Origin of the sequence: Mesorhizobium sp. M0317 (assembly GCF_040321555.1) — a bacterium.
Lineage (GTDB): Bacteria > Pseudomonadota > Alphaproteobacteria > Rhizobiales > Rhizobiaceae > Mesorhizobium.
In genome coordinates, this window is record NZ_JAMYRV010000003.1 from 89,016 (window position 1) to 109,897 (window position 20,882).

19 protein-coding genes and 1 pseudogene are annotated in these 20,882 nt (G+C 63.6%); all 20 read right to left on the bottom strand.

What is annotated here, in order from left to right; all coding sequences use genetic code 11:
* Window positions 1-10: 10 nt before the first annotated feature.
* The 20 genes and pseudogenes from NKI88_RS04550 to NKI88_RS04645 all read right to left on the bottom strand — a co-directional run bounded on the left by NKI88_RS04550 (window position 11) and on the right by NKI88_RS04645 (window position 20,878).
* Window positions 11-1,655 (bottom strand): annotated as a pseudogene (locus tag NKI88_RS04550) (MFS transporter).
* A gap of 223 nt (window positions 1,656-1,878) precedes the next feature.
* Window positions 1,879-3,747, bottom strand: coding sequence for an asparagine synthase (glutamine-hydrolyzing) (asnB, locus tag NKI88_RS04555; RefSeq protein WP_352653930.1), 1,869 nt, complete (start codon window positions 3,745-3,747; stop codon window positions 1,879-1,881).
* A gap of 71 nt (window positions 3,748-3,818) precedes the next feature.
* Entirely contained in the window at window positions 3,819-4,085 is a 267-nt protein-coding gene (gene fliQ / locus NKI88_RS04560; RefSeq protein WP_023671896.1) for a flagellar biosynthesis protein FliQ, read from the bottom strand.
* 24 nt (window positions 4,086-4,109) lie between these two features.
* Window positions 4,110-4,517, bottom strand: a complete 408-nt coding sequence (flgD, locus tag NKI88_RS04565; RefSeq protein ID WP_023671895.1) for a flagellar hook assembly protein FlgD — start codon at window positions 4,515-4,517, stop codon at window positions 4,110-4,112.
* Window positions 4,517-4,960 carry a flagellar biosynthesis repressor FlbT gene (flbT, locus tag NKI88_RS04570; RefSeq protein ID WP_023695743.1) on the bottom strand — a complete coding sequence of 148 codons (444 nt, stop codon included), beginning with the start codon at window positions 4,958-4,960 and terminating at the stop codon, window positions 4,517-4,519. Before flbT ends, flgD begins: the two co-directional genes overlap by 1 nt.
* Entirely contained in the window at window positions 4,957-5,304 is a 348-nt protein-coding gene (gene flaF / locus NKI88_RS04575) for a flagellar biosynthesis regulator FlaF (protein ID WP_023671893.1), read from the bottom strand. Before flaF ends, flbT begins: the two co-directional genes overlap by 4 nt.
* Window positions 5,305-5,334: 30 nt before the next feature.
* Window positions 5,335-6,378, bottom strand: a complete 1,044-nt coding sequence (locus NKI88_RS04580; protein WP_352653932.1) for a flagellar hook-associated family protein — start codon at window positions 6,376-6,378, stop codon at window positions 5,335-5,337.
* Between the two features lie 3 nt (window positions 6,379-6,381).
* The gene (flgK, locus tag NKI88_RS04585; RefSeq protein WP_023701067.1) at window positions 6,382-7,836 is read right to left on the bottom strand and encodes a flagellar hook-associated protein FlgK; all 1,455 of its coding nucleotides are present in this window, start codon (window positions 7,834-7,836) and stop codon (window positions 6,382-6,384) included.
* A 176-nt stretch (window positions 7,837-8,012) separates the two neighbouring features.
* Entirely contained in the window at window positions 8,013-9,266 is a 1,254-nt protein-coding gene (locus tag NKI88_RS04590) for a flagellar hook protein FlgE (RefSeq protein ID WP_352653934.1), read from the bottom strand.
* A 91-nt stretch (window positions 9,267-9,357) separates the two neighbouring features.
* On the bottom strand, window positions 9,358-10,026 hold the full coding sequence (locus tag NKI88_RS04595) for a response regulator transcription factor (protein ID WP_352653936.1): 669 nt from the start codon (window positions 10,024-10,026) through the stop codon (window positions 9,358-9,360).
* 220 nt (window positions 10,027-10,246) lie between these two features.
* Window positions 10,247-10,789 carry a transglycosylase SLT domain-containing protein gene (locus tag NKI88_RS04600; protein WP_352653938.1) on the bottom strand — a complete coding sequence of 181 codons (543 nt, stop codon included), beginning with the start codon at window positions 10,787-10,789 and terminating at the stop codon, window positions 10,247-10,249.
* On the bottom strand, window positions 10,767-12,152 hold the full coding sequence (gene fliK / locus NKI88_RS04605) for a flagellar hook-length control protein FliK (protein ID WP_023691730.1): 1,386 nt from the start codon (window positions 12,150-12,152) through the stop codon (window positions 10,767-10,769). The genes NKI88_RS04600 and fliK overlap by 23 nt, the downstream gene beginning before the upstream one ends.
* Window positions 12,149-13,579 (bottom strand): MotC family chemotaxis protein, encoded by a 1,431-nt coding sequence (locus NKI88_RS04610; RefSeq protein WP_023820678.1) that lies wholly within the window; start codon window positions 13,577-13,579, stop codon window positions 12,149-12,151. Before NKI88_RS04610 ends, fliK begins: the two co-directional genes overlap by 4 nt.
* On the bottom strand, window positions 13,576-14,892 hold the full coding sequence (locus NKI88_RS04615; RefSeq protein ID WP_352653940.1) for a MotB family protein: 1,317 nt from the start codon (window positions 14,890-14,892) through the stop codon (window positions 13,576-13,578). Before NKI88_RS04615 ends, NKI88_RS04610 begins: the two co-directional genes overlap by 4 nt.
* A gap of 30 nt (window positions 14,893-14,922) precedes the next feature.
* On the bottom strand, window positions 14,923-15,549 hold the full coding sequence (locus NKI88_RS04620; RefSeq protein ID WP_352653942.1) for a hypothetical protein: 627 nt from the start codon (window positions 15,547-15,549) through the stop codon (window positions 14,923-14,925).
* Between the two features lie 3 nt (window positions 15,550-15,552).
* Window positions 15,553-17,193, bottom strand: coding sequence for a flagellar basal-body MS-ring/collar protein FliF (gene fliF, locus NKI88_RS04625; protein ID WP_023683301.1), 1,641 nt, complete (start codon window positions 17,191-17,193; stop codon window positions 15,553-15,555).
* A gap of 194 nt (window positions 17,194-17,387) precedes the next feature.
* Window positions 17,388-18,272, bottom strand: a complete 885-nt coding sequence (locus NKI88_RS04630; RefSeq protein ID WP_023683302.1) for a flagellin N-terminal helical domain-containing protein — start codon at window positions 18,270-18,272, stop codon at window positions 17,388-17,390.
* 282 nt (window positions 18,273-18,554) lie between these two features.
* Window positions 18,555-19,439: a flagellin N-terminal helical domain-containing protein gene (locus tag NKI88_RS04635; protein ID WP_023683303.1), complete on the bottom strand. Its 885-nt coding sequence runs from the start codon at window positions 19,437-19,439 to the stop codon at window positions 18,555-18,557.
* Window positions 19,440-19,649: 210 nt separating this feature from the next.
* Complete coding sequence (gene fliP, locus NKI88_RS04640) at window positions 19,650-20,381, bottom strand: flagellar type III secretion system pore protein FliP (RefSeq protein WP_023710973.1); 732 nt, start codon at window positions 20,379-20,381, stop codon at window positions 19,650-19,652.
* Window positions 20,378-20,878 (bottom strand): flagellar basal body-associated FliL family protein, encoded by a 501-nt coding sequence (locus tag NKI88_RS04645; RefSeq protein WP_023673655.1) that lies wholly within the window; start codon window positions 20,876-20,878, stop codon window positions 20,378-20,380. The genes fliP and NKI88_RS04645 overlap by 4 nt, the downstream gene beginning before the upstream one ends.
* Window positions 20,879-20,882 lie beyond the last annotated feature (4 nt).

Below are 20,882 nucleotides of genomic sequence, written 5' to 3' on the forward strand. Positions count from 1 at the left end.
TATGGCGAGCTCAGTGATCGATTGGCCCCTTCGGCGAGACCAGCGCGGTGCCGGCGGTCGTCGGGCGCTCGATCAGGCGGCGCACGCGCGGCGGTTCGTCGCCGCTGTGCAGCGCCCGCACCCGCTCGCCGACGACGGCGTCGGCATGGGTGGCGCGCCGGTTGTGGCGGATGTATTCCAGCCAGGTCGGCGTGTGGTAGTGTTCGATCCAGACTGCGGGATTTTCTAGGTCCCGAGCCAGCGTCCAGTTGCGGGCGCCGTCGCGGCGGCGGATGCGCCCGCGCTCGGCCATGGTGGCGAGGAATTCGGGCACATCTTCGTCGCGGATAATGTACTCTATCATGATGGCGATGGGGCCGCTGCGCGGCTTCAGGTCGAGGCCGAGATGCGGCTCCTTGAAGCGGTTGAGCGGGTCGAGGTTGAGAGTCGTCTGCTGCGGCAGCGGCAGGAACAGGCCGATGGCGCCGCCAACAAGCATCGCAATGGCCGCCGCAATCAGCGCGGTTTCGGCGCCATGCGCATCGGCAACGACGCCCCAGATCCAGCTGCCCAGCGCAATGCCGCCGAAGGTCGCCGTCTGGTAGACCGACAGCACCCGGCCGACGACCCAGCGCGGCGTCGACATCTGCACCGTGACGTTGAAATGCGACAGCGCGATCACCCAGCAGGCGCCACCGATGAGCAGACCCGCCGCAGTCTGCCAGGCATTGAGGCTGATGGCGGCATTGAAGGCGCAGACGGCAAAGCCGGCGAAGGCCATGCGCACCGACGTCTCGCTGGACAGCAATTGTCTGAGACGCACGCTGATCAGCGCGCCGCCGACGGCACCGATGCCGAAGGCGCCGAGCATGATGCCGTAGGTCAAGGCATCGCCCTTGACGACGTCGCGCGCCACCAGCGGCAGCAGCGCCAAAACCGCGCCGGCGCTGAAGCCGAAGGCAGAGCCCCTGACCAGCACCTTGCCGATGTTGGGCGACATGGCGACATAGCGCAGGCCGGCGCCCATGGCGGCGCCCAGCGTCTCGCGCGGTAGCGTCGAGACCGGCAGCTCCGGCTTCCAGCGGAAGAGCACGATGATGAGACCTATATAGCTCAGCGCATTGGCGGCGAAGGCAGCAGCCGCACCAGCGGCGGCAACGATGATGCCGCCGATCGCCGGACCGACGCTGCGTGTCAGGTTGAAGCCCAGTGAATTAAAGTGCAACCGCGGCCGGCAGCTTGTTGCGCGGCACCATGTCGCCGACCGATGCCTGCCAGGACGGGTTGTTGAGCGCCGTGCCGCTGTCGATCAGGAAGGTGAAGGCAAGCAGCGTCCACGGCGTCATCCAGCCGTTCCAGGTGAACAGCGTTAGAAGTGCAGAGACGACCAGCATGAAGATTTGGGCGATCAGCATCACCTTGCGCCGGTTGAAGCTGTCGGCGATGGCGCCGGCGACGAGTGCAAACAGCATGATCGGCAGAGTGGCCGAGGCCTGGACCAGCGCAACCTGATAGGGCGACGTGGCGATGGTGGTCATCATCCAGGCGGCGCCGACGCCCTGGATCAGGCCACCGAAATTCGACACCAGGCTGGCCGACCAGACGGCGCGGAAGATGCCGTGCCGGAACGGCGCCAGCGCCGAGACGCGTTCGCTGTCCGGCTCGTCATCGATCATTGGACCTGTCCCACCTTCACGTGCTGGTTTCGTCCGCCGGGACGACAATCATGGCATCCGTTTGAAATAGAGCACGACATCCAAAAGGGCGAACGCATCTTCGAAAAAGATCATGGTCCAACAACAGGATAGCAAGGCGAAAATACGTCAGCCGGGAAGGGTCCGCTACCCAGAGCGATGTTCTCATTGGTCCACTGCGCGGGGCTGTCGGCCGCGCGCGAAGTCAGCTTCTGTCCCGGGCAGCGGCATGCAAGGCTTCGGTCAGCGTGCTTGGCGTCTCGCCGCCGGCGTGAAGGCGCAGGAAAAGCTCCATGCCGACAAGCCGCAGCCTGGACGGTTGCTCGCGCCGCGCGAGCTGGACCATGTCCTCCAAATTCGCGGCGGGCCATTTCAAGGCATCGCGCAGGAAACCGCCGCGCAGCAAAGTCTCCGTGCCGGCCGAAAATTGCGACGACATCTCGAAGCCGATCTTGCGCGCATGGACGTTCTGGCGCGGAATATGCTTTTCAGCGACCTTTCGCAAAAGCCATTTTCCTGTTTTGTCGCGGTATTTCTGCCGCCTCGGCAAATGGATGGCGAAGTCGATCAGGCGGTTTTCCAGGAACGGGACCCGCAGTTCCACGGACGCCGCCATGCTCAGCCGGTCGTGCCGGTGCAGGATGTCCTGCAGATGCGAATAGAGGTCGTAGAGGCAACTACCGAGAAAGGCGCGATCCGCGGGCGGCGTCACCGGCTCCAGCCGGTCGAAGATCTCGGTTTGCAGGAAATTCAGCTCCGGCGACAAAGCACGCAGGACCATGCTGCGATCCATTTGTGAGTGGCTTCCAGCCGAGACCTTGTAGGGGGCATGACGCTGTTGCTCGAATCTCCGGTCGAGCGAGCGCTTCGAATGGACTAGGCGCCGGGGCCACGACCAGGAACGCCACTTCTTCATGCTCAAGGCCTGCAAGGGGTAGCCGCCAAACAATTCGTCTGCGCCTTCGCCGGTGAGCAGCACCTTGACGCCATCGGCCCGGCATCGTTCGGCAAGCGCCAGCAGCGCGACATGGCTGGCGTGCCAGCCATCGCTTTCAAGATGCCAGATTACCCTTGGCCAAAGTTCGAAAAACCGGTTCCTGTCGACCGGCACCCGGCGCAAGGGCACGCCGACATGGCGGCCGGTGCGTTCGGCGTCTTCGGCCTCGCTGTGGCCGAGCAGCGGGTCGACGACATAACCATGGACTTCCGGCCTGAACCGCTTTGCCAGCGCCGTTATCAGCCCGGAATCGACACCGCTGCTGCAGGCGGTGGCAACGCTGGTATCGGCGATGCAGTGAAGCCCGACGCTGTCCTTAAGCAACGCCTCGAGCGTCGCCATGTGCTCAGCATCAGAGGATACGTCACCGGTAATGCGCGCGGTCTCCAGCACGTCCAGCACATGCCAAAAGCGGCGCTTCTCGATACCCTGGTCGGTGATCTTCCACAGGCCGGCGGGCGGCAGGCGCTCGATGCGGTCGAACAGGCTGTAGCTGGAATCGCGGCTCTGCCAGGCAAGCCGCAAGGTGATCTCGCGGCTGTCGATGTCGCGCGGAAAACCATCGCAGGCGAGGATCGCCTTGTCCTCCGAGGCGAACAGGATTCGCTCCGGCGTGTCGGCCACCGACATCGGCTTGATTCCAAGACGGTCACGCGCAAGCCACAGCGCACTGCTGCGAGCGTCGAAATAGGCGAAGGAAAACATCCCGTCGAACAGCGGCACGGCTTTTTCGGGACCCCAGTGATGCAAGGCTTCGAGAACCACTTCGGCATCGCAGATGGTTCGAAAGACGACGCCTTGCGCCTGCAGCGTTTCGCGCAGCGAGCGGTAATTGTAGACCTCGCCATTGTAGACGAGAACGCCATCGCCGGAAGAAGTCAGCATCGGCTCACGGGCGGCGGGCGAGGGATCGATGATGGTAAGTCGGCGGTGACCGAGCGCCAGCCGATTGTTGTGCCAGCTGTCATGATCGTCGGGGCCGCGATGTACCAGCGCCTGCATCATGCTGGCGACATCCGACAGGTCGTTGGCGTCGATCGGGTTTCGTTTGCGCCAGACGCCGGCTATTCCGCACATGGCCTGCCGGTGAGTTCTGCCTGAGTCATGGCCTGCAATCTAGCCGGAACACAGCCGCCTGCAAGCGCTGCCTAGAACCCGTTTTCGATGCGCTCGAAGATGACGTTGGTGAAGGCCGATATCTGGCTGCCGATGAACGGACCGGTCAGCGCCACGACCAGCATGATGGCTACGATCTTGGGTACGAAGGTCAGGGTGATTTCCTGGATTTGGGTCAGGGCCTGGATCAGCGCGATGCCGATGCCGACCACCATGGCAACCAGCACCACCGGCGCGGACGCGACGAGCACCGTCCACACCGCATACTGGACGATGTCGAGTGCGTCGGCCTCGTTCATGTGAGCGCGCCTCTATGGAACTGTCTAGCTGGCCGGCTTTATCGAAACGCCCGCGCCGACCGGCACTTCGGTGCCGTTCTGCAGCACGGCGATCACGCCGTTGCTTGCAAGCTTGACCGAGGCCACGACGCCGGTCGTCTTGCCGTCGGCCGAGGTGATCGAACGGCCGATCAGGGCATCGGCCTGCGACAGCGCCGACGACTGCATGATCTGGTCGAGCTTGGTGTTGGTCTGCACCGATTGCTCGACCTGCGAGAAGGTGGCGAGCTGGGCGACATACTGTGTCGAATCCATCGGTTTCGTCGGATCCTGGTTCTTCATCTCGGCGATCAACAGCTTCAGGAACGACTGGTAGTCGACCGCTGTCTTCGACGTCTGCTGGGTGCCCTGGTTGGCGCCCGTGGGGATCGTCGTCGTCATGTCCACATTCATCAGTATTGTGCTCCCACGGCCAGCGGGCGCTTCGCACCCAGAACATCGTCATTGCCGCCAAGTGCGCGGCGTTCGAGCGGATAAAGCGCGCGGATAGCCTTCAGCGCTTCATAGATATGGTCTTCGCCGACCATGCGGTCGATCTGCTTCAGCGCGCCACTGATCTGCTCATCCTCGAAGCTTGCCAAAAGCAAGGGCAGCGAGCGGCGGAACATGGCGCGCGCCTCGATGGCGCCGGCCGGGTTCATCAGCATCACCTGCAGGATGAAATAGAGCTGCTTGAGCGGCGTCGAGGCATCGTCGGCCTGGATGACATGGTTCTCGAGCAGGAACTGTACGTCGTTCATTAGCTCGACGGTGACCTTGCGGTCGACGCGGATGACGGCGCCGTTGATGTAGATCTTCTCGTTCGGCTTCAGCGATATCTTCAGCGTGTTGGTCATTGAATGCCGTCCCGGATGATCTGGGACACTTCGATCAGCCCTTCGAAATTGTCGGTGCGGCCCTGGCGGATGTCCTCGGCCTCGCGCAGCAGCCACAGGCCGATGGAGATGAGGTTGGCGCGCAGTTCCTTGGGCAGGACATTGTCGCTGGAACCGAGATCCTCGACGAAGGTGGTCCAGACCCGGTTGGTGAAGTGCAGCGCTTCGACCGCCTCCATCGAGGTGTGGCCGACCGCCGCCGCCGCCGCCAGCATTTCGATCGAGCGGGTCAAAAGCTGCCGCTCGCGATCTTTCGCATCGGCAACGGAGTCGGTCTGGATGTCGGCGTAGGAGAATTGGTACATCGTTTGGCTCTACCGTTGCGGTTGAGATTGTCAGGTCAGGTAGTTCAGCAGGCTCATCTGCTGCAGGCGCGCCGTCAGCGCGAAGGACGTCTCGATATGCTGCGTCAGATCCGCGACGCGGGTGGCGGCCTCGGCCGGATCGACGCCCTCCAGATCGAGGATATGGCGCTCGAACAGGTCGACCTGCGTCTTCATGCGGTCGCTCGCGTCGGAAACACGCTTCTCGGCAAGGCCGGTCTCGGCCTGCAACTGGCCGAGTCCGCCCAGCGCCTCGCCGACCATCGCCTGGGCGCGACCGACGACGGTGGTCTTCGCCGCCTGGCTGATGTTGCCGGAGAGCAGGCCGGTGACCAGGGCGGAAGCCATGGCGAGCTTGCGGATGCTGTCTTCATTGGCGCTGGCCGAGGTCTGGGTGGTTTCGCCCAGCGAAATGCGGCTGACGATCTGCTGGTCGGTGGCGTTCGACCAGTTGGCCTGCCAGCCGGCGCCCATGAACTGCGGCACGACATTGCTGGTGATGAAGCCGTCCATCTGGGCGGCGGTGATGTTGGCGGCGAGCGGATCGGTCTGCGTGAAGCCGAAATACGACGAGAAGGAAGCGTCGAACGCCGCCTTGGCCGGCGAGCCGGCGGCGGTGAAATCGTCGATCGGCTTGACGTCGGTGTTGGTGCCGGCAAACAGATATTCGCCGTTGACGCTGGCATTGAGGATAGAGGTCATCTGCTGCACGGCGGCCTTGCCGGCTTGCTGCGTGATGGTGCTCGAGGAATTGCCGGCGGCGGTCAGTGCGGTCAGCAAATTCTGCGCAGTGTCGGAAAGCTGGCCAAGCGCAGCCTGCGTCGAGGACAGCCGAGCGGTGACCAGCGAATTGGAATCGATGATGACGTTCAACCGGTCGAGGTCGCGCGAGAAGGTGACCGCCTGCGAGGTGCGCGCGCCGAGCGCCAGACCGACATCGGCGACGGTGCCGGTCGTCGATTCCTTGGTGGCTTTGACCAGTTCGGCCTGCATGCGCATCTGCTGATAGCGCGCGGCGTTGGAGAGGGCGGCTGATGAGACAGATGTGGCTTTCATGGCTTATCCTACGGCATCGAGCAGGGCTGACAGCATGTCGTCGACGGTTTTCATCATGCGCGCCGAGGCCTGATAGGTGTGTTCGAGGTCGAGCAGCAGCGACATCTCCTGGTCGACATTGACGCCGGTGTCGTTGGACAGCGCCTCGGCGGTGCGCGATGCCAGCGCTTCCTTGGCGTCTGCATTGCTCGAGGCCTGCTGGCGCTGGCCTTCGAACCAGCCAATGGCATTGGCGGCGTAGTCGGAGACGCTGGACGTCACGGTGATGCCGGCCGCAGCGTCGAAAGGCATCGGCTTGTCGAGCTTGTCGCCATAGCCGATCAAGAGCTGCGAATAGGAGGCGTTGCCGGCGGTGTTGGCGATATACGCCGCACCATTGGCGCCGCCGTCGCGCAGCAGCACCGGATTGCCGCCGACGCTCGGGTCCATTGCGGCGTTGACCTTGATCGAGCCGGCAAGCCCGTCGATCAGCGTGCCGGCGGCCGGAATGGCGGGCGCACCCGACCAGGTGAACAGGCCGGTTCGGTCGGGCTGCGAAGGTGCTGTTTCGGCAAAGGCGGTGATGAGGCCGCGCGCCACTTCGTCGAGCTGGCTCTGCATCGTCGCCGCGACGCCGTCGCGCAAGGTGATGAGCCCGGCGAGCTTGCCGTCGGCGCTGGTGTTGCCGCCAGCCCCGGCGCTGACCGGCACATTGTCGATGTAGATGGTGTTGCCTGGTGTGCCGGCCGTGTAGCCCGCCGACGGGGTGAAACTTACCGAGCGCGGAATGGTCTCGAACAGTGTCGTGCCATCCTTGGTGGTGATGACCATGTCGTTGTCGCCCCGCGTGAAGGTCGACACCGGCACATAGTCCGCGATCTTCTTCAGCAAAGCGTCGCGCTGGTCGAGCGCGTCGGATGCGTCGGTACCCGAACGGGTTGCGGAGATGACCGCCTTGTTGGCGTCCTGGAACTGACTAAGCAGCGAGTTGAGATCGTTAACCGCCGTCGATATCTCGCCATCGGCCTGGGTGCGGAAATCCTGGATCGCGTTGGTGCCGTCGTTCAGAGCGCGCACCACCTGCTGGGCCGCGTCGATGACGCTGGAGCCGAGGTTCTGGTTGGATGGCGTAGCGGCGTAAAGCTGCAGCGCGTTCTGCAGCTTGCCGATCGCGGTCGAGGCAGAGGAGGCGTTGTCGACGCCGTTGACGGCAACGGCGAGGCGGTCAATTCCGCTGTAAAGCGTGCTCTGGCCGCTCCATGCCGATTGCGCGCTAAGGTTCTGGCGAAACAGCAGGGCGTTGGTGGCGCGCTGGATCTCGACCGAGCGGGCGCCGGGCGCGCTGCTGACGACGACCGCCGTGCGGCGGGCATAGTCGGGGTTGCTGGCGTCGGCAATATTGCGGGAAAGGACGCTGGTCTGCTTCGATGTGGTCTGAAGCGACTGTTGGGCTATGGTCAATGCGGAAGTCAGCGACATGCGGGTCTTTCACGAGGCCAGTGGGGAGGGGATGACGTCTCTGCCCTGTCGGCGGCGTCGGCGTTCGGAAACCTGCAATTCCAGACCACCCCGGCCGGTTTGCCGGTGTGGCCTTGAATTCGAAATCCGCGCACCGCGCTGCTCTGGTTTGGGTTCATCCCACTAGTGCCCGTCGTTTATCTCTTCAGGTTGACAAGGACATCCATGAGGTCGGAACCGGTCTGGAACACTTTCGAGTTAGCGGTGTAGCTGCGCTGCGCCGCGATCATGTTGGTCAATTCCTCGGCGATATCGACGTTGGAATTTTCCAACGCGCCGGAGATGATGCTGCCGAGCTTGCCTTCATTGGCGAAGCCGATGCGCACGGTCCCGGAGTCGGTGGACTGTGCATAGACATTGCCCGGCAGTGCGGTGAGGTTATCGGGGCTCTGGACGTCAGCCAGCGGGATCTTGAACAGCGGCTTGGTCGAGCCGTCCTGATACTGGGCGTAGATGACGCCGTCCTCACCGATCTGGATCTTTTCGATCGTGCTGGGCGCGTTGCCGTTGACCTTGGCTTCGGAGACCGTGAAGCCGGTGCCGAGCTGGGTCAGCTTGGACAGATCGAGATCGAGCGACGCACCGCCCGGCACGGGGATGGTGATTGAGTCGACGGCGCCGGTGAGTTTGCCGGTGGTGGTGTCGAAGGTCAAGTTGGCCGTGGCCAGCGCACCGCCCGTATAGGGGAAGGATGTGCCCGGCGTCGCCTGGGACTGGTCGAACACAGAGACCGACCAGGTGCCGGTGCCGGTGTTGGTGAAATAGACGTCGAGCAGCTTCTTGTTGCCGAGATTGTCGTAGGTGACCATCGAGGACTTCGACGTGTATTCGGCGGTCGGGCTGTTGGTGGAAGGCAGCGGACCGGCGGGCGGCGTGGCGCCAGCCGGCAGATTGGCGTTGAAATTGCCTGTGGTGCTGGGCGTCGCCGTCATTTCCTGGTCGGAGATCTGGACCGGCACCAGCCCTTCGAAACCGTTGGCGGTGGCAGCCGGTGTGCCGTTGGCGTAGCTGTAGGCCATCAGCTGGTAGCCGGCGGCGTTGACCAGTCTGCCCTGAGCGTCGGGAACGAATGCGCCGGCGCGGGTGAGGAAGGGCGTTCCGCTGGGGTCCTGGACGACGAAGAAACCGTTGCCGTTCACCGCAAGGTCGGAAACCGAAGTCGTGTACTGCAGCACGCCCTGGGCGCTGATGGCCGAGCGGATGGTGGTGTTGACTCCGCCGGAATTATAGGCGCCGCCGACCTGCGGCATGATCAACGTCGAAAACTCGGCCGAGGATCGCTTGTAGCCGGTGGTGTCGGAATTGGCGATGTTGTCGGCTGTCGCCGAAAGGCGGTTGGCCTGCGCGTTCATGCCGGAAACGCCGGTCCGCATCATTCCGTAAAGGCTCATCGAACGTCTCCTCAATGCCCAACATCGTTAGGCCCATCTGTGGTCGCGAGGATATAATTTCTGTCTTGCGCGAGGCTGGCGCAGACCGCCATCAGAACACCAGCCGGTAGCCAAGGAAGCGCTTGGAATCTATCGGGTCCTGGCCGAGCTTTTCGCGCAGCTTCTTGCGCAATTTGGAGATGTGGCTCTCGACCACGTTCTCCTCGACCTCTTCGTCGAAGATGCCGTAGATGGCGTTGAAGACCTGGGTCTTGGTGACGCGGCGTCCGCGGTTGCTCGCCAGATATTCGAGGATGCGGCGCTCGCGACGCGGCAGAGGCAACGGCTGGCCATCGATCTCGGGATCGCGGCCGTCCATGAAGATGCGCATGGCGCCGATCTCGGTATAGCTGACGTCCTCATGGGCGCGGCGGCGGATGGCGGAGATGCGGGCCAGGATCTCACGGATATGGACCGGCTTGCGGATGACGTCGTCGACACCGCTCTCGAACAGCCGCAGCGTATTCTCGAGCGAGTGCTGTTCGCTGAGCGCGATAACCGGAGCGCCGGTGCGGTCGCGGATCTGGCGTGGCGAGATGGCGCCTTCGCGGCAGTCGCCGATGAGGAAGGCTCGGACCGATCGCAAATCCGTGTCGGCGGCCGATGTCACCCACTCGCCGAATTCACCGGACGCGAAGCCTGCACAGGCAACGCCCTCACGATCGAAAAGTGAATTGTAGCCTTCAGTTACGAGCTCTCGCTCGTCAACGATTACAATCATCGGCCCCGCCTCCGAATCAGATCATCTGCCCCGTGGGAAGAGCCGTAACCGGTGCCGGGAATCCTGAACAACCATCATTTCTTGTAGCTATTTTCTTGGGAGTTATTTCGAGTTTCGAAATAACCGCAATCAGGAGGTTGTATCGTTGGTTGCCGAACGGGTGACGTGGCACGTCACCCGCCGGGCGTGGATTTGCAGCCGTTCGCAAGAGATGATTCACCTAAGGGTTGCAAAAGTTGCGGGCGTTCGGGGTCCATTTGCCGAAGCCGGTGGCGACCATATTGGCGATGACGCGGCAGACATAGAATTTCTGCGCGGGATCATTGTCGGGGCCGGCGTGGTAGCGGGCGACGGCCATCGACCAGCTGACATGACGCGCATGCAGGCTGGCCAGGAAGCGTGCGGCATAGTCGACATTCTGGCGCGGGTCGAGCATGTCGTCGACGCTGCGGAAATGCGCGGCGTGATAGTGATGGTTGATCTGCATGCAGCCGAGATCGATCAGTGTCTTGCCCTCGCGCCGGGCTGCTTCGAAGGCGGCCAGGGCCTCAGTGCGGCTCCTTGGAAATACCGCTTTTCCCGCTATATTCAATGCGTTAGATTGCAAGCTACCCTTCTTGCCGGTCTCGGTCAGCCCGACCGCATAGAGGATGCCGGCGGGCACGCCATAGCGGTCGGCGGCACGCAAGATCTCGGGCTCGCAAGGGTTGGTGGCGGCGTTGGCAGGCCCGGCGATGAGGCTAGATAAACATATCCTCGCCATCGCGCTCGCGAGCAGGCGCGCCAGTGCGGCCGAATTCCTGGGCATCGTCATTGCGGTTTCTTCCCGACTGCTGGCCGCCCGAACCCGTATTGTTGCCGCTCGAGTTTCCGGGCTGAAAAGCGGACTGGTCGCGGCCTTGCGGCATTGGCTGCGAGTTCGCTGCATCGCTGCGAACCCCTGCGTGGACTGCTATCGAAGGTTGCAGGATGGTGACCTTGTCGACATCGAAGCCGAGCCCGCGCAACGACTTCACGATGGCGTCGCTATCGGTGGCGAGACGGCGGTAAGCCTCATGGGTTTCGGGCTTCAATTCTATCGAAAGTTGTTCTCCGGAAAGCCTGAGACTGGCGGTGACCATGCCGAGCTCTGCCGGGTGAAGCTCGATCTTCAATATATGTGTCGGAACGGCAACAGAACCGGCCGTCTGGGCGCTCGTCGACGGCGTCGAAACCGCTTGCCGCAGTCCGTTGTCCGAAGCCAGCACGTCGATAAGCGCCGAAGTCGTCTGGTTCATCGGGTTTTGCGCCGGGGCCGGGAAGCTCTGTTCGGCGACAATGTCGACGCGCGCAGCGAATGGCGGCTGTTTTCCCTGTGTGGCCGATGCCGCGGAATGGGCTCCATCGACGGACTTCGCCGACGGCGCGGACCGTTTTGCCTCGGGTGCCGAAACGTCGCTTGCCGTCTGGTCCGCCGGTAGAGGAGGCGTCGGACCATCCTGGTGCGGCAGTTTGCCGGACTGGAGCCCGATCGCGGGCAGCTTTTGCCCCTGATCCTGTGCGGAAACGCTGGTACCGGGCTTGGCCCGTTCCGATCGCGTCGTCGTGTCGAGTCTGTTGTCAATGCCGGACGCTGCGCGGTGTCTCTTCAGAGGCGACGTCTGTGCAGAAATGGCCTCGCCAGCGGGCGCCGGTTGCCCAGTCTGTCCATTCGTCGCGATGCCGTTCCCGCTTGTCCGGACCGTTGAGAAATGCCTGATATCGTGCAGCGCCAGCACCAGTGGCAAATGATCCTGCAGCGATCCTGCATCCGCGTCTCGTCCGGCCACCTCAGCGTCCTTGGATGGTTTGTCCGGGCCACTATCGGCATGTTCTTTTGCGGCCTTGCCGGCAGCGGATTTCGTCCCCGTTTTGCCAGACTGGGTGTGTGGGATTTCGCTTTTGCCGGGACCGGCAGGGCTGCGTTTGGCCCAACGCAGCTCGTGCGACGCGGCCTCAATTGCTCCCTGGCCTATCGGTGTCGGCGCATCGTCGTCGCCGCGCACCATGTCGCCGAAGCTTTTGTCGCCACCTTTGGCGTTTGAGGCCGACTGCTTCGATCCGGCGTGCGCGGGAGCCGGCAGGGCCTGGCCAACATTGGTGGTCATTTCGGGGCTGCTCCAAGCATCTGGTCGATCAAATCGAGCTGGCGACGCGTCCTCGCCATGGCGGCGTCGGTGGGATCGGTAGGCTCTACTGCGGCGGGGGCCGGCACCGATGCCGGCACGACCGGAGCCGCATCGCTGGCCGAGGCGACTGCAGGCGTTTCCGCCGCCTTTGCCTCTGGCGTGCTCGGTGCCTGCGCGGCCGGCTCACTTGCCGCCTTCGGTTGGTCGGTTGCGGGCTGTTCACTCGACGTTGTGGCGGCTGGCTGTTCCGGCATCGCGCCTTCGACCGGCGGCAGCTCTGGCTCGTCGGGTCTTTCCACTGCCGCGGTCTTGACCGGCTCCTGCCTGGCCGCGGCAGGTGCGGGCTTTTCGGCAGGCAGCGGCGCCGGCGGGGCGATGACTTCACCCGCCACGGCCTGCGCGGCATCGAGCAGGTCGCGGTCGCTTTGCGAAAGCTGGTTGCGATCGATCTTGTCCAGCTTGGCGCGGACCTCGCCGATGGTGCCGGACGTTACCGTGGACAGACTGGAATAGAGCTGGGCGCGCGGATCGTCCTGATTGTGGATGCCGTCGCGGCCCCGTTCAGCCCTGGCCGAGGCAAAGGCGGAGAGATCGGCAAAACCGTCGATCGCGGCGCGGCGGGCGATGCGCAGATAGATCACCTTCTCGCGCTCGGGATCCATCATTGCGGTGATGTCGGCGAGCTTGTCCTGGCTGATTGCCATGTGCAGCGTGATGACGCCGGAGACGAATGCGTCGGCGAACTGGCTGGCATAGGGCGAATAGAGGTAGTCTTCGACATATTGGGTTGAGGCAAGCGCGAAACGCGCACCGTCGCCTTGCGCGGCGGCGATGCCGACCGAGCGGCGCAGCGCTGCTTCCTCGACCAGCGTGCCGGGGCTGAGCAGGCGAGCATCGTCGAGCAGCGCAAGCGCGCTGACCGGTTGCTCGGTGGCGAGAAGCGAGCCCTTGACCAGCGCCAGAAAGGCACCGACATCGGGGGGCAGGGTCATCGGATCGATCGGCTTCAGCGCCTCGATCGCAGCCGCCTGCCGGCCGTTCAGATAATCGACAATGCCCTTGGCGATGGTCAGGCTTTGCGGGTCGGTCTTGGCGCGCGACACCGCCGCCTCGACGGTGACGGGGTTGCCGCCACTCATGCCATAGACCAGCAAGGCGCGAAAATTCTTCGGGTCGCTGAAATCATCTGCGTCCGCCGCGCGCAGCCTTGTGTCGGCCATTTCGAGCAGCTTGGCCTGCATCGGCAGCGCGGCGTGATCGCCGGCGGCGATGCGGTCCTGCACAAGCTGCAGCGAGCGCACCAGTTGATAGGGCTGCAAGCCGTCCTCGGCGAAGGCCGATGGCGGATGGACAGCGCTCAGCAGCAGCAGCCCGACGGCGCGGCCGATGATCGCGGCGCGCCTCATCCGTCGGTCGCCATCAGGATTTCGATGCGGCGGTTCGCGGCCGCCATCGGGTCGGCTGCAATTTTCGGCTCGCGATCGGCGAAGCCGGCGACCTCGGTGATGCGGCGCTCGTCGACGCCGCCGCGCACCAGCATGTAATAGGCGGAATGGGCGCGCGCCGTGGACAGCCGCCAATTGTCGTAAGTGTCGCTGCGGAACGGCCGCGCGTCGGTGTGGCCGTTGATGCTGATCGTGCCTTTCTGCTCGTTGACGATGCGGCCGATCTTTTCCATCGCCAGCACCAGTTCACGCCTAGGCACAGCCGATCCGATCTCGAACATGCCGAAATCGAACTGGTCCGTGATCGAAATGACGACACCCTTGTCGGTGGCTTCGACGGAGACGCCATCATGCAATTTGTCGCCTGGCTTGAAGGCCTCGGCCAGTTCCTGCTTGACCTGCGCCGCGGCTCTAACAGTGGCGGCCGTCGGCGCTTTTTCTGCGGCTTCGGGTTTGGGTGCGGGTTGTGCTTCGGCGGCTTCGGCCTTGGCCTCTGCTTTGGCTTCAGCCTTGGTCAGCGGCTTATCGGAAACGGATTTCGCCAGCGGCTCGAGCGGCGCCGCGGCCACTGGCGGCGCGGCCGGCACGGCCTTCACCTCCGCCACTTGCGTCTGTGCCGCCTTGTCACCCGGCTTCAGGGGATCGCCTTCGATCTTGGTGCGTTCGGCGGTGGCTTCGGCGCCTGGTGCAGCCACCTGCTGCGACCAGAAATCCGGCGCGAACGGGTCGCGGTAGGATTGGCCGCCGGATGCGCCGGTAGCCGGGCCGGACGCCTGCGCGCCGCCATCGCCCTTCTCGCTGACATTTTGCATGACGCCGGTGTCGGTGGCGATTTCCGACAGCACAGCATAGGGATCGGCAAACAGATGCTCGTCGGAAAGATCGGTCTTCGGCGCCGATTCCTTCGATTGCTTCTTGTCCGAGGTGCCGGCGCCGCCGATGCCGTCCTGTCCGGCCTTGCTGGTCTTGTCCCGCGGGTCGTCGGCCGTCAGCCCGACCTTGCTCGGGCCATCGCCGAGGTCTTCGAGGCCCTTGCGGCTGGCGTTGCGATCGACCAGCTTGACCGGATTGAAGTAGCTGGCAACGGCCGCCTTGGTCTGCTCGTTGGCGGCGTTGATCAGCCACATGACGAGGAAGAAGCACATCATGGCGGTCATGAAATCGGCAAAGGCAATCTTCCAGACGCCGCCATGGTGGGCGTCGTCGTGGTCGTCGTGATTGCGCCGCACGATGATGATCTCGTGCCTGGCGTCTGCGGCCTCGACAACGCTCATGACGTCCACTCGTTCATAATAGGGCCCCGCTCATGATAGGGCCTCCGACAAGGCGGCCGACCATTCGGCAATGCGGGTTTCGAACACCGCCTCGTCAATGGCGACGGTAAGGTCGAAGCCGGGCGCCTCGATGAAATCGAGATTGGCCGCGCGTGGGCCGAGCGAAGCCTTCAGTGCCTCGAACAATGACAGCGGTCCGCGCACGGCGATGCGCACCGCCTCGCTGTCGCCGACGGCTTCGCGGATCGTGTCGGCAAGGGCTTCCAGCGAACGCTTCTGCAGATCGTCGCTGACAAGGCCGCCAATGATGCGCGCAACGGTGGCGCCGACGAGGTCGCTGACCTTGGCCTCCATGATCTCGATACGGGCAGTGACGACCGCGCCGAGATCGCCGCCGAAACTTTCCAGAAAGGCCTTTGCTTCATCGGCATTGGCCTGTCTCTGCGCCTCGAGCGCTGCCTGGTGGGCGATGGCAAGGCGGGCTTCAAGGGCGGCTTCGGCATCGATGACCGCTTCGGCGATCAGCGCGCCGATGTCGGCCTGCGGCGCCGACGTCTCCGGCCTTGGCTCGGCCATGGCCGCGAGCGAGGGCTGGCCGGCACGCTGGCTGCGTGCGCCGAAATCCGGCAAAAGGTCGAAAAGCGCTGCCGAGGCCATGGTCTATACCGCTGCTTCCTGGGCCGCCCATTTGCGCAGGATCTGCGCGGTGCGCTCCTCATTGATGTCGACCATGCGGGCAAGCCGCTCCTGTGGCGCCGGCCTGATCTTCTGGCGAAGATCATCGAGTGGAGTCGGGCCGGGGCGGCTGCCGGGCAAGGCAGCCGGCGCCGGTTCGGCGCCGGCGGCTTCGGGTGTCGGCAGCGAACGCTGGACGTCGTCGAAGCTCGGACCGGCAAGTGCCGGCGTCGGCCGCGCGCTCAGCGCGGTGGCCATTGGCCTCAGGCCGAAGAAGGCGACCAGGAACACCACGACGATGAACGCGCCGGCGTTGATCATCGTACCGGCATGGGTTCCGATCGACGCCATTATGCCCGGCTGTTCGACCGGCTCGCCGTCCAGCCCGTCGATGAACTCGACCGCCGAGACATCGATGATGTCGCCGCGCTTGTCGTCGAAGCCGGTGGCTGAGGCGACCATTTTCTGGATGTCGGCGACGCGCTTGGCGATCTGTTCGGGTGTGGCGTCCTTGCCGAGGATGGTCATCAGCCGCTGCTGGTTGACGACGACGGCGATCGACATCTTGGTGACGGAATAGCCGTTGGAGACTGTGGCGATCTTCTTGGAGTTGATCTCGTAATTGGTGATCTCCTCCTTGCGATCATTCTCCGATGACGTCTGCGGACCATCGGTGCTGGTCGCCTGGGTCTCGGGCAGGTTCTGCTCGACGGTGGCCGGGGTCGAGGCCTGCCTCTGATTGCTGTTTTCGTTGGCGCGCACGGACTGCACGGAACGCTCCACGCGCGACTCCGGATCGAAGATTGTCTCTTCGGTCTGGCGGGTGTCGGTATTGACGTCGGCTTTGACGCTGGCGCGGAAATTGTCGGGGCCGAGATAAGGCGTCAGCGCGCGGCGGATGTTGTCGCCGATCTGCGCCTCGACGGTCTGCTCGACGCCGAGCGTGCGGGCAGCACTTGTGTTGGAGGGATCGTCGCCGGCGGCGAGAAGGTTGCCGTTGGAATCGAGCACGGTAACCTTGTCGGCCGACAGGCCCGGCACGGCGGCGGCGACGAGATGGCGGATCGACATGGCGCTCTTTTCGGCGTCGATGCCGGAATAGCGGATGACCACCGAGGCGGAGGGTTGCTGTTCGTCGCGGCGGAAATTGGCGCGCTCGGACATGACGATGTGAACGCGGGCGGCCTTGATGCCGGATATTGACTGGATGGTGCGGGCGATCTCGCCTTCCAGGGCGCGCACGCGGGTGATCTGCTGCATGAAGGAGGTCAGGCCAAGAGAACCGACATTGTCGAACAGTTCGTAGCCGGCATTGGCGCTGGTCGGCAGGCCCTTTTCGGCGAGCAGCATGCGCGCCTGCGCGGTGGTGCCGGCCGGCACCAGCACGGAGGTGCCGTCGGAGCCGACGTCGAAGCCGATGCCGGCTTCGCCGAGCACCAGGCCGATCTGGTTCACGTCGGAGCGATCGAGCCCGACATAGAGCGTCTCATAGGCCGGGCGGTTGAGATAGACTGAGCCGATGCCGATGACGGCCATCACCAATGCGGCAATGCCGGCCAGCATGGCAAGGCGCCTGACGCCAAATGCCCTGAGATTCGAGATGATGCTCTGGATCTGTTGCGGCACGATTCAAGCGCTCCCAGCATGATATTCCGTGGGAACACTAGACCGCGAAGCTTGTGCGAAGATGATAGAGCATGTCGCCCGGAAGTGTGCAGCGGTTCCGGGTCAACTACAGGCGTAAAAACACAGCCACAAAGCGAATGGGCCGCGCTGTCGGCGGGGCCCTTCAATTCAAGAAGGAGAAAGCCGGGTCAGGCTTACTGCTTGAACAGCGCCAGGATCGACTGCGAGTTGCCGTTGGCGATCGACAGCGACTGGATGCCGAGCTGCTGCTGGACCTGTAGGGCCTGCAGCCGCGTCGATTCCTTGTTCATGTCGGCGTCGACCAGCGCGCCGACGCCCTTGTCGATCGAGTCCGACAGGTTCGACAGGAAGCTCTTCTGGGTATCGATGCGCGACTTGGCGGCGCCGAGATAGGCAGCGCCCGTGGACAGCTTGGCAAGCGCCGTTTCAACGGCGCCAAGTGCGGTGTCGATGGCTGCCGGAAGGACCTGGGTTGTGCTGGGATCGAAGAAGGTCGTCGCCAGCAGAGCGCCGACGATGCCGCCGGTGCCGGGAAGATCGAGGACCTGCGTGTCGGCCGCCTTGACGTCGATGGTGTCGATGGCGACGGTCGTGCCGGTGCGGTTATAGGACGCGACGATCTTCAGGTCGGAGGTCGCGGCAGCGTCGTTCTGCAGCAGGTTCGAGCCGGCATAGGAGGCGTTGGTGACCGACGACTTGATCTGGTCCTGGATAGCCTTGATCTCAGTGGCGATCTTCTGCTGGTCGTCCTTGCTGGCGCTGCGTGCAGTGACCAGCTTGGCCTTGATCAGGTCGACCTGGTCCTTGATGTCGGTGATGGCGGTGTAGGCGGTGTCGACCTTGCCGGCGCCGAGGCCAAGCGCGTCCTGAACGGCCGAAAGCGCCTTGTTGTCGGACTTCATCGTGGTGGCGATCGACCAGTAGGCGGCGTTGTCGCTGGCGGTGGCGACGCGGTAGCCGGTCGAAATGCGTGACTGGGTGGTTTCAAGCTGCTTGTTGGTGTTGTTCAGGCTCTGCAGCGCGGTCAGAGCCGAAGCGTTCGTCATGATGCTAGCCAAGATATTTACCCCTTTTCAAACACTGGCGTGTCCCGAACACGCCGGATCAACTTCATCAAGGGGGTAGGCATAAGCCCATCGACCGTATGGTCTGCCCGCCATGGAATGGTTAACCATGACTACCGGGATATGGTTAACGGCCTGTTAAACCAAGCCATTCAGGGCGCTGGCCAAGAGCAAAAATCGGCAGCCATTTAGCAAGACAATCAACAGCCGCAAAAAGAAATCGGGCCGCGCTGTTGGCGCGGCCCGACGGATGGTGTCAGTCGTAATGTCGAGAGATCAGCCGCGGAAGAGCGACAGGATCGACTGCGAGTTGCCGTTGGCGATCGACAGCGCCTGGATGCCGAGCTGCTGCTGGACCTGTAGGGCCTGCAGACGGGTCGATTCCTTATTCATGTCGGCGTCGACCAGAGCGCCGACGCCCTTGTCGATCGAGTCCGACAGGTTCGACAGGAAGCTCTTCTGGGTGTCAATGCGCGACTTGGCGGCGCCGAGCGAGGCAGCGCCGGTGGACAGCTTGGCAAGCGCGGTTTCAACAGTGCCGAGCGCGGTGTCGATGGCGGCGGGGGTAACCGCCGTGGTGCTCGGGTCGAAGAAGGCAGCGGCGAGCAGGCCGCCGACGATGCCGCCCGTGCCGGCGACATCGAGAACCTGCGTATCGGCAGCCTTGACGTCGATGGTGTCGATGGTGACAGTCGCGCCGGTACGGTTGTAAGCCGCAACGATCTTCAGGTCGGACGCAGCGGCAGCGTCGTTCTGCAGCAGGTTCGAGCCGGCGAAGTTGGCGTTGGCGACCGAGGACTTGATCTGCGCCTGGATGGCGTTGATTTCGGTCGCGATCTTCTGCTGGTCTTCCTTCGAGGCGCTACGGGCAGTGACCAGCTTGGTCTTGATCAGGTCGACCTGGTCCTTGACGTCGTTGATGGCGGTGTAGGCGGTGTCAACCTTGCCGGCGCCGAGGCCGAGGGCGTCCTGCACGGCCGAGTTGGCCTTGTTGTCGGACTTCATCGAGGTCGCGATCGACCAGTAAGCGGCGTTGTCGGAAGCGGTGGCAACGCGGTAGCCGGTCGAGATGCGGGCCTGCGTCTGCTCGAGGGATTTGTTGGTGTTGTTCAGGCTCTGCAGCGCGGTCAGCGCCGAGGCGTTCGTCATGATACTGGACATGGCTACTCGTACCTTGATTTTTACAGGGTGTTTTTGACATACCGGCTTTTCCGGTATGACGGAGCGGCATCATGCCAATGATCGTGAGACCCGATCACCCGCCATCTGCGAGCAATATGCGGGCAAGTCCCTACCAAAGGACTAAACGGGACGGTTAACCGGAAATATATTGCATAAAATTTTAGCAAGGCGCCAAGGGCGCGCGGACGGTCAGGTGAAGGAGCGCACCAGGCTGCCGACAAGCAGGTTCCAGCCGTCGATGAGGACGAAGAACAGGATCTTGAAGGGCAGCGAAACGACGGTCGGCGGCAGCATCATCATGCCCATGGCCATGGTGATGGTGGCGACGATCAGGTCGATGACGAGGAACGGCAGCACGATCAGGAAGCCGATCTCGAAGCCGCGGCGGATTTCGGAGATCATGAAGGCCGGCACCAGGATGCGCAGGTCGACGGTGTCCCTGGCAACGACCTGGCCGCGTTCGCGGGCGAGATCGGCGAACAGGTCGAAGTCCTTGTCGCGGACATTGTGCAGCATGAAGGTGCGGAACGGGTCCGAAATCTTTTCGAACGCCTCGGTCTGGCTGATCTGGTTGTCCATCAGCGGCTTGACGCCGGTGTTCCAGGCCTGGTCGAAGGTCGGCGCCATGACGTAGAAGGTCATGAACAGCGACAGCGAGATCAGGATCAGATTGGCCGGCGTCGACTGCAGGCCGATGCCGGCGCGCAGGATCGAGAAGGCGATGACGAAGCGGGTGAAGCTCGTCACCATGATCAACAGGCCCGGCGCCACCGACAGCACGGTGAGCAGACCGAACATCTGGATGATATAGCCGACGGTGGCGCCGTCGGCCTTGCCGATGCCGCCGAGATCGAGCTGCTGGGCGGCGGCGACAGAGGTGGCGGCGACGACGATCGCGGCGGCGAGGACGAGTTTTCTCATTCGAGCAGCAATGTCCTGATCAGAACCTGTTTGGCATGGCCACCGCTGCGGATTGCGGCGCGCTCCTCGAGGTCGGCTTTCAAATGCTGGTAGCCGCTGGCGCCTTCGATCTGATGCATCTTCAGGGTGCGGACCATGGCAAGCAGGTCCTGGTGAATGCTTTCGGTAAGTTCCGGCGGCTGCGGCGCATCGTAGACCACCGACGCTTCCAGCCTTATCCAGGTGTCAGCAGGCGAAGCCAGATTGGTGGTGATCGGCGCCAGCTGGACAAGCGTCGGCCCGGTGCCGGGAGCATGTTCGGCCGCCTTGCTCGGTTGCTCGGCATTGGACTGGTTCTCCGGTGCGGCGGGCACAGGCACCGGTCCCCCGACGCCCTTCAGATAGCCGCCGGACATCCAGCCCATGCCGATCGCGGCGCCCGTCACCGCCAGCAGCATCGCAAGCTGGATGACAAGCGACGGGCCCTTTTTTTGCTGAACCTGTTCGACATTTGCCACGGCG

What these genes read in the sequence shown, in the direction of transcription:
- asnB (WP_352653930.1), bottom strand. Translation starts at nt 3,747, where the DNA reads ATGTGCGGAATAGCCGGCGTCTGGCGCAAACGAAACCCGATCGACGCC.
- fliQ (WP_023671896.1), bottom strand. Translation starts at nt 4,085, where the DNA reads ATGAACGAGGCCGACGCACTCGACATCGTCCAGTATGCGGTGTGGACG.
- flgD (WP_023671895.1), bottom strand. Translation starts at nt 4,517, where the DNA reads ATGAATGTGGACATGACGACGACGATCCCCACGGGCGCCAACCAGGGC.
- flbT (WP_023695743.1), bottom strand. Translation starts at nt 4,960, where the DNA reads ATGACCAACACGCTGAAGATATCGCTGAAGCCGAACGAGAAGATCTAC.
- flaF (WP_023671893.1), bottom strand. Translation starts at nt 5,304, where the DNA reads ATGTACCAATTCTCCTACGCCGACATCCAGACCGACTCCGTTGCCGAT.
- NKI88_RS04580 (WP_352653932.1), bottom strand. Translation starts at nt 6,378, where the DNA reads ATGAAAGCCACATCTGTCTCATCAGCCGCCCTCTCCAACGCCGCGCGC.
- flgK (WP_023701067.1), bottom strand. Translation starts at nt 7,836, where the DNA reads ATGTCGCTGACTTCCGCATTGACCATAGCCCAACAGTCGCTTCAGACC.
- NKI88_RS04590 (WP_352653934.1), bottom strand. Translation starts at nt 9,266, where the DNA reads ATGAGCCTTTACGGAATGATGCGGACCGGCGTTTCCGGCATGAACGCG.
- NKI88_RS04595 (WP_352653936.1), bottom strand. Translation starts at nt 10,026, where the DNA reads ATGATTGTAATCGTTGACGAGCGAGAGCTCGTAACTGAAGGCTACAAT.
- NKI88_RS04600 (WP_352653938.1), bottom strand. Translation starts at nt 10,789, where the DNA reads ATGGCGAGGATATGTTTATCTAGCCTCATCGCCGGGCCTGCCAACGCC.
- fliK (WP_023691730.1), bottom strand. Translation starts at nt 12,152, where the DNA reads ATGACCACCAATGTTGGCCAGGCCCTGCCGGCTCCCGCGCACGCCGGA.
- NKI88_RS04610 (WP_023820678.1), bottom strand. Translation starts at nt 13,579, where the DNA reads ATGAGGCGCGCCGCGATCATCGGCCGCGCCGTCGGGCTGCTGCTGCTG.
- NKI88_RS04615 (WP_352653940.1), bottom strand. Translation starts at nt 14,892, where the DNA reads ATGAGCGTTGTCGAGGCCGCAGACGCCAGGCACGAGATCATCATCGTG.
- NKI88_RS04620 (WP_352653942.1), bottom strand. Translation starts at nt 15,549, where the DNA reads ATGGCCTCGGCAGCGCTTTTCGACCTTTTGCCGGATTTCGGCGCACGC.
- NKI88_RS04635 (WP_023683303.1), bottom strand. Translation starts at nt 19,439, where the DNA reads ATGTCCAGTATCATGACGAACGCCTCGGCGCTGACCGCGCTGCAGAGC.
- fliP (WP_023710973.1), bottom strand. Translation starts at nt 20,381, where the DNA reads ATGAGAAAACTCGTCCTCGCCGCCGCGATCGTCGTCGCCGCCACCTCT.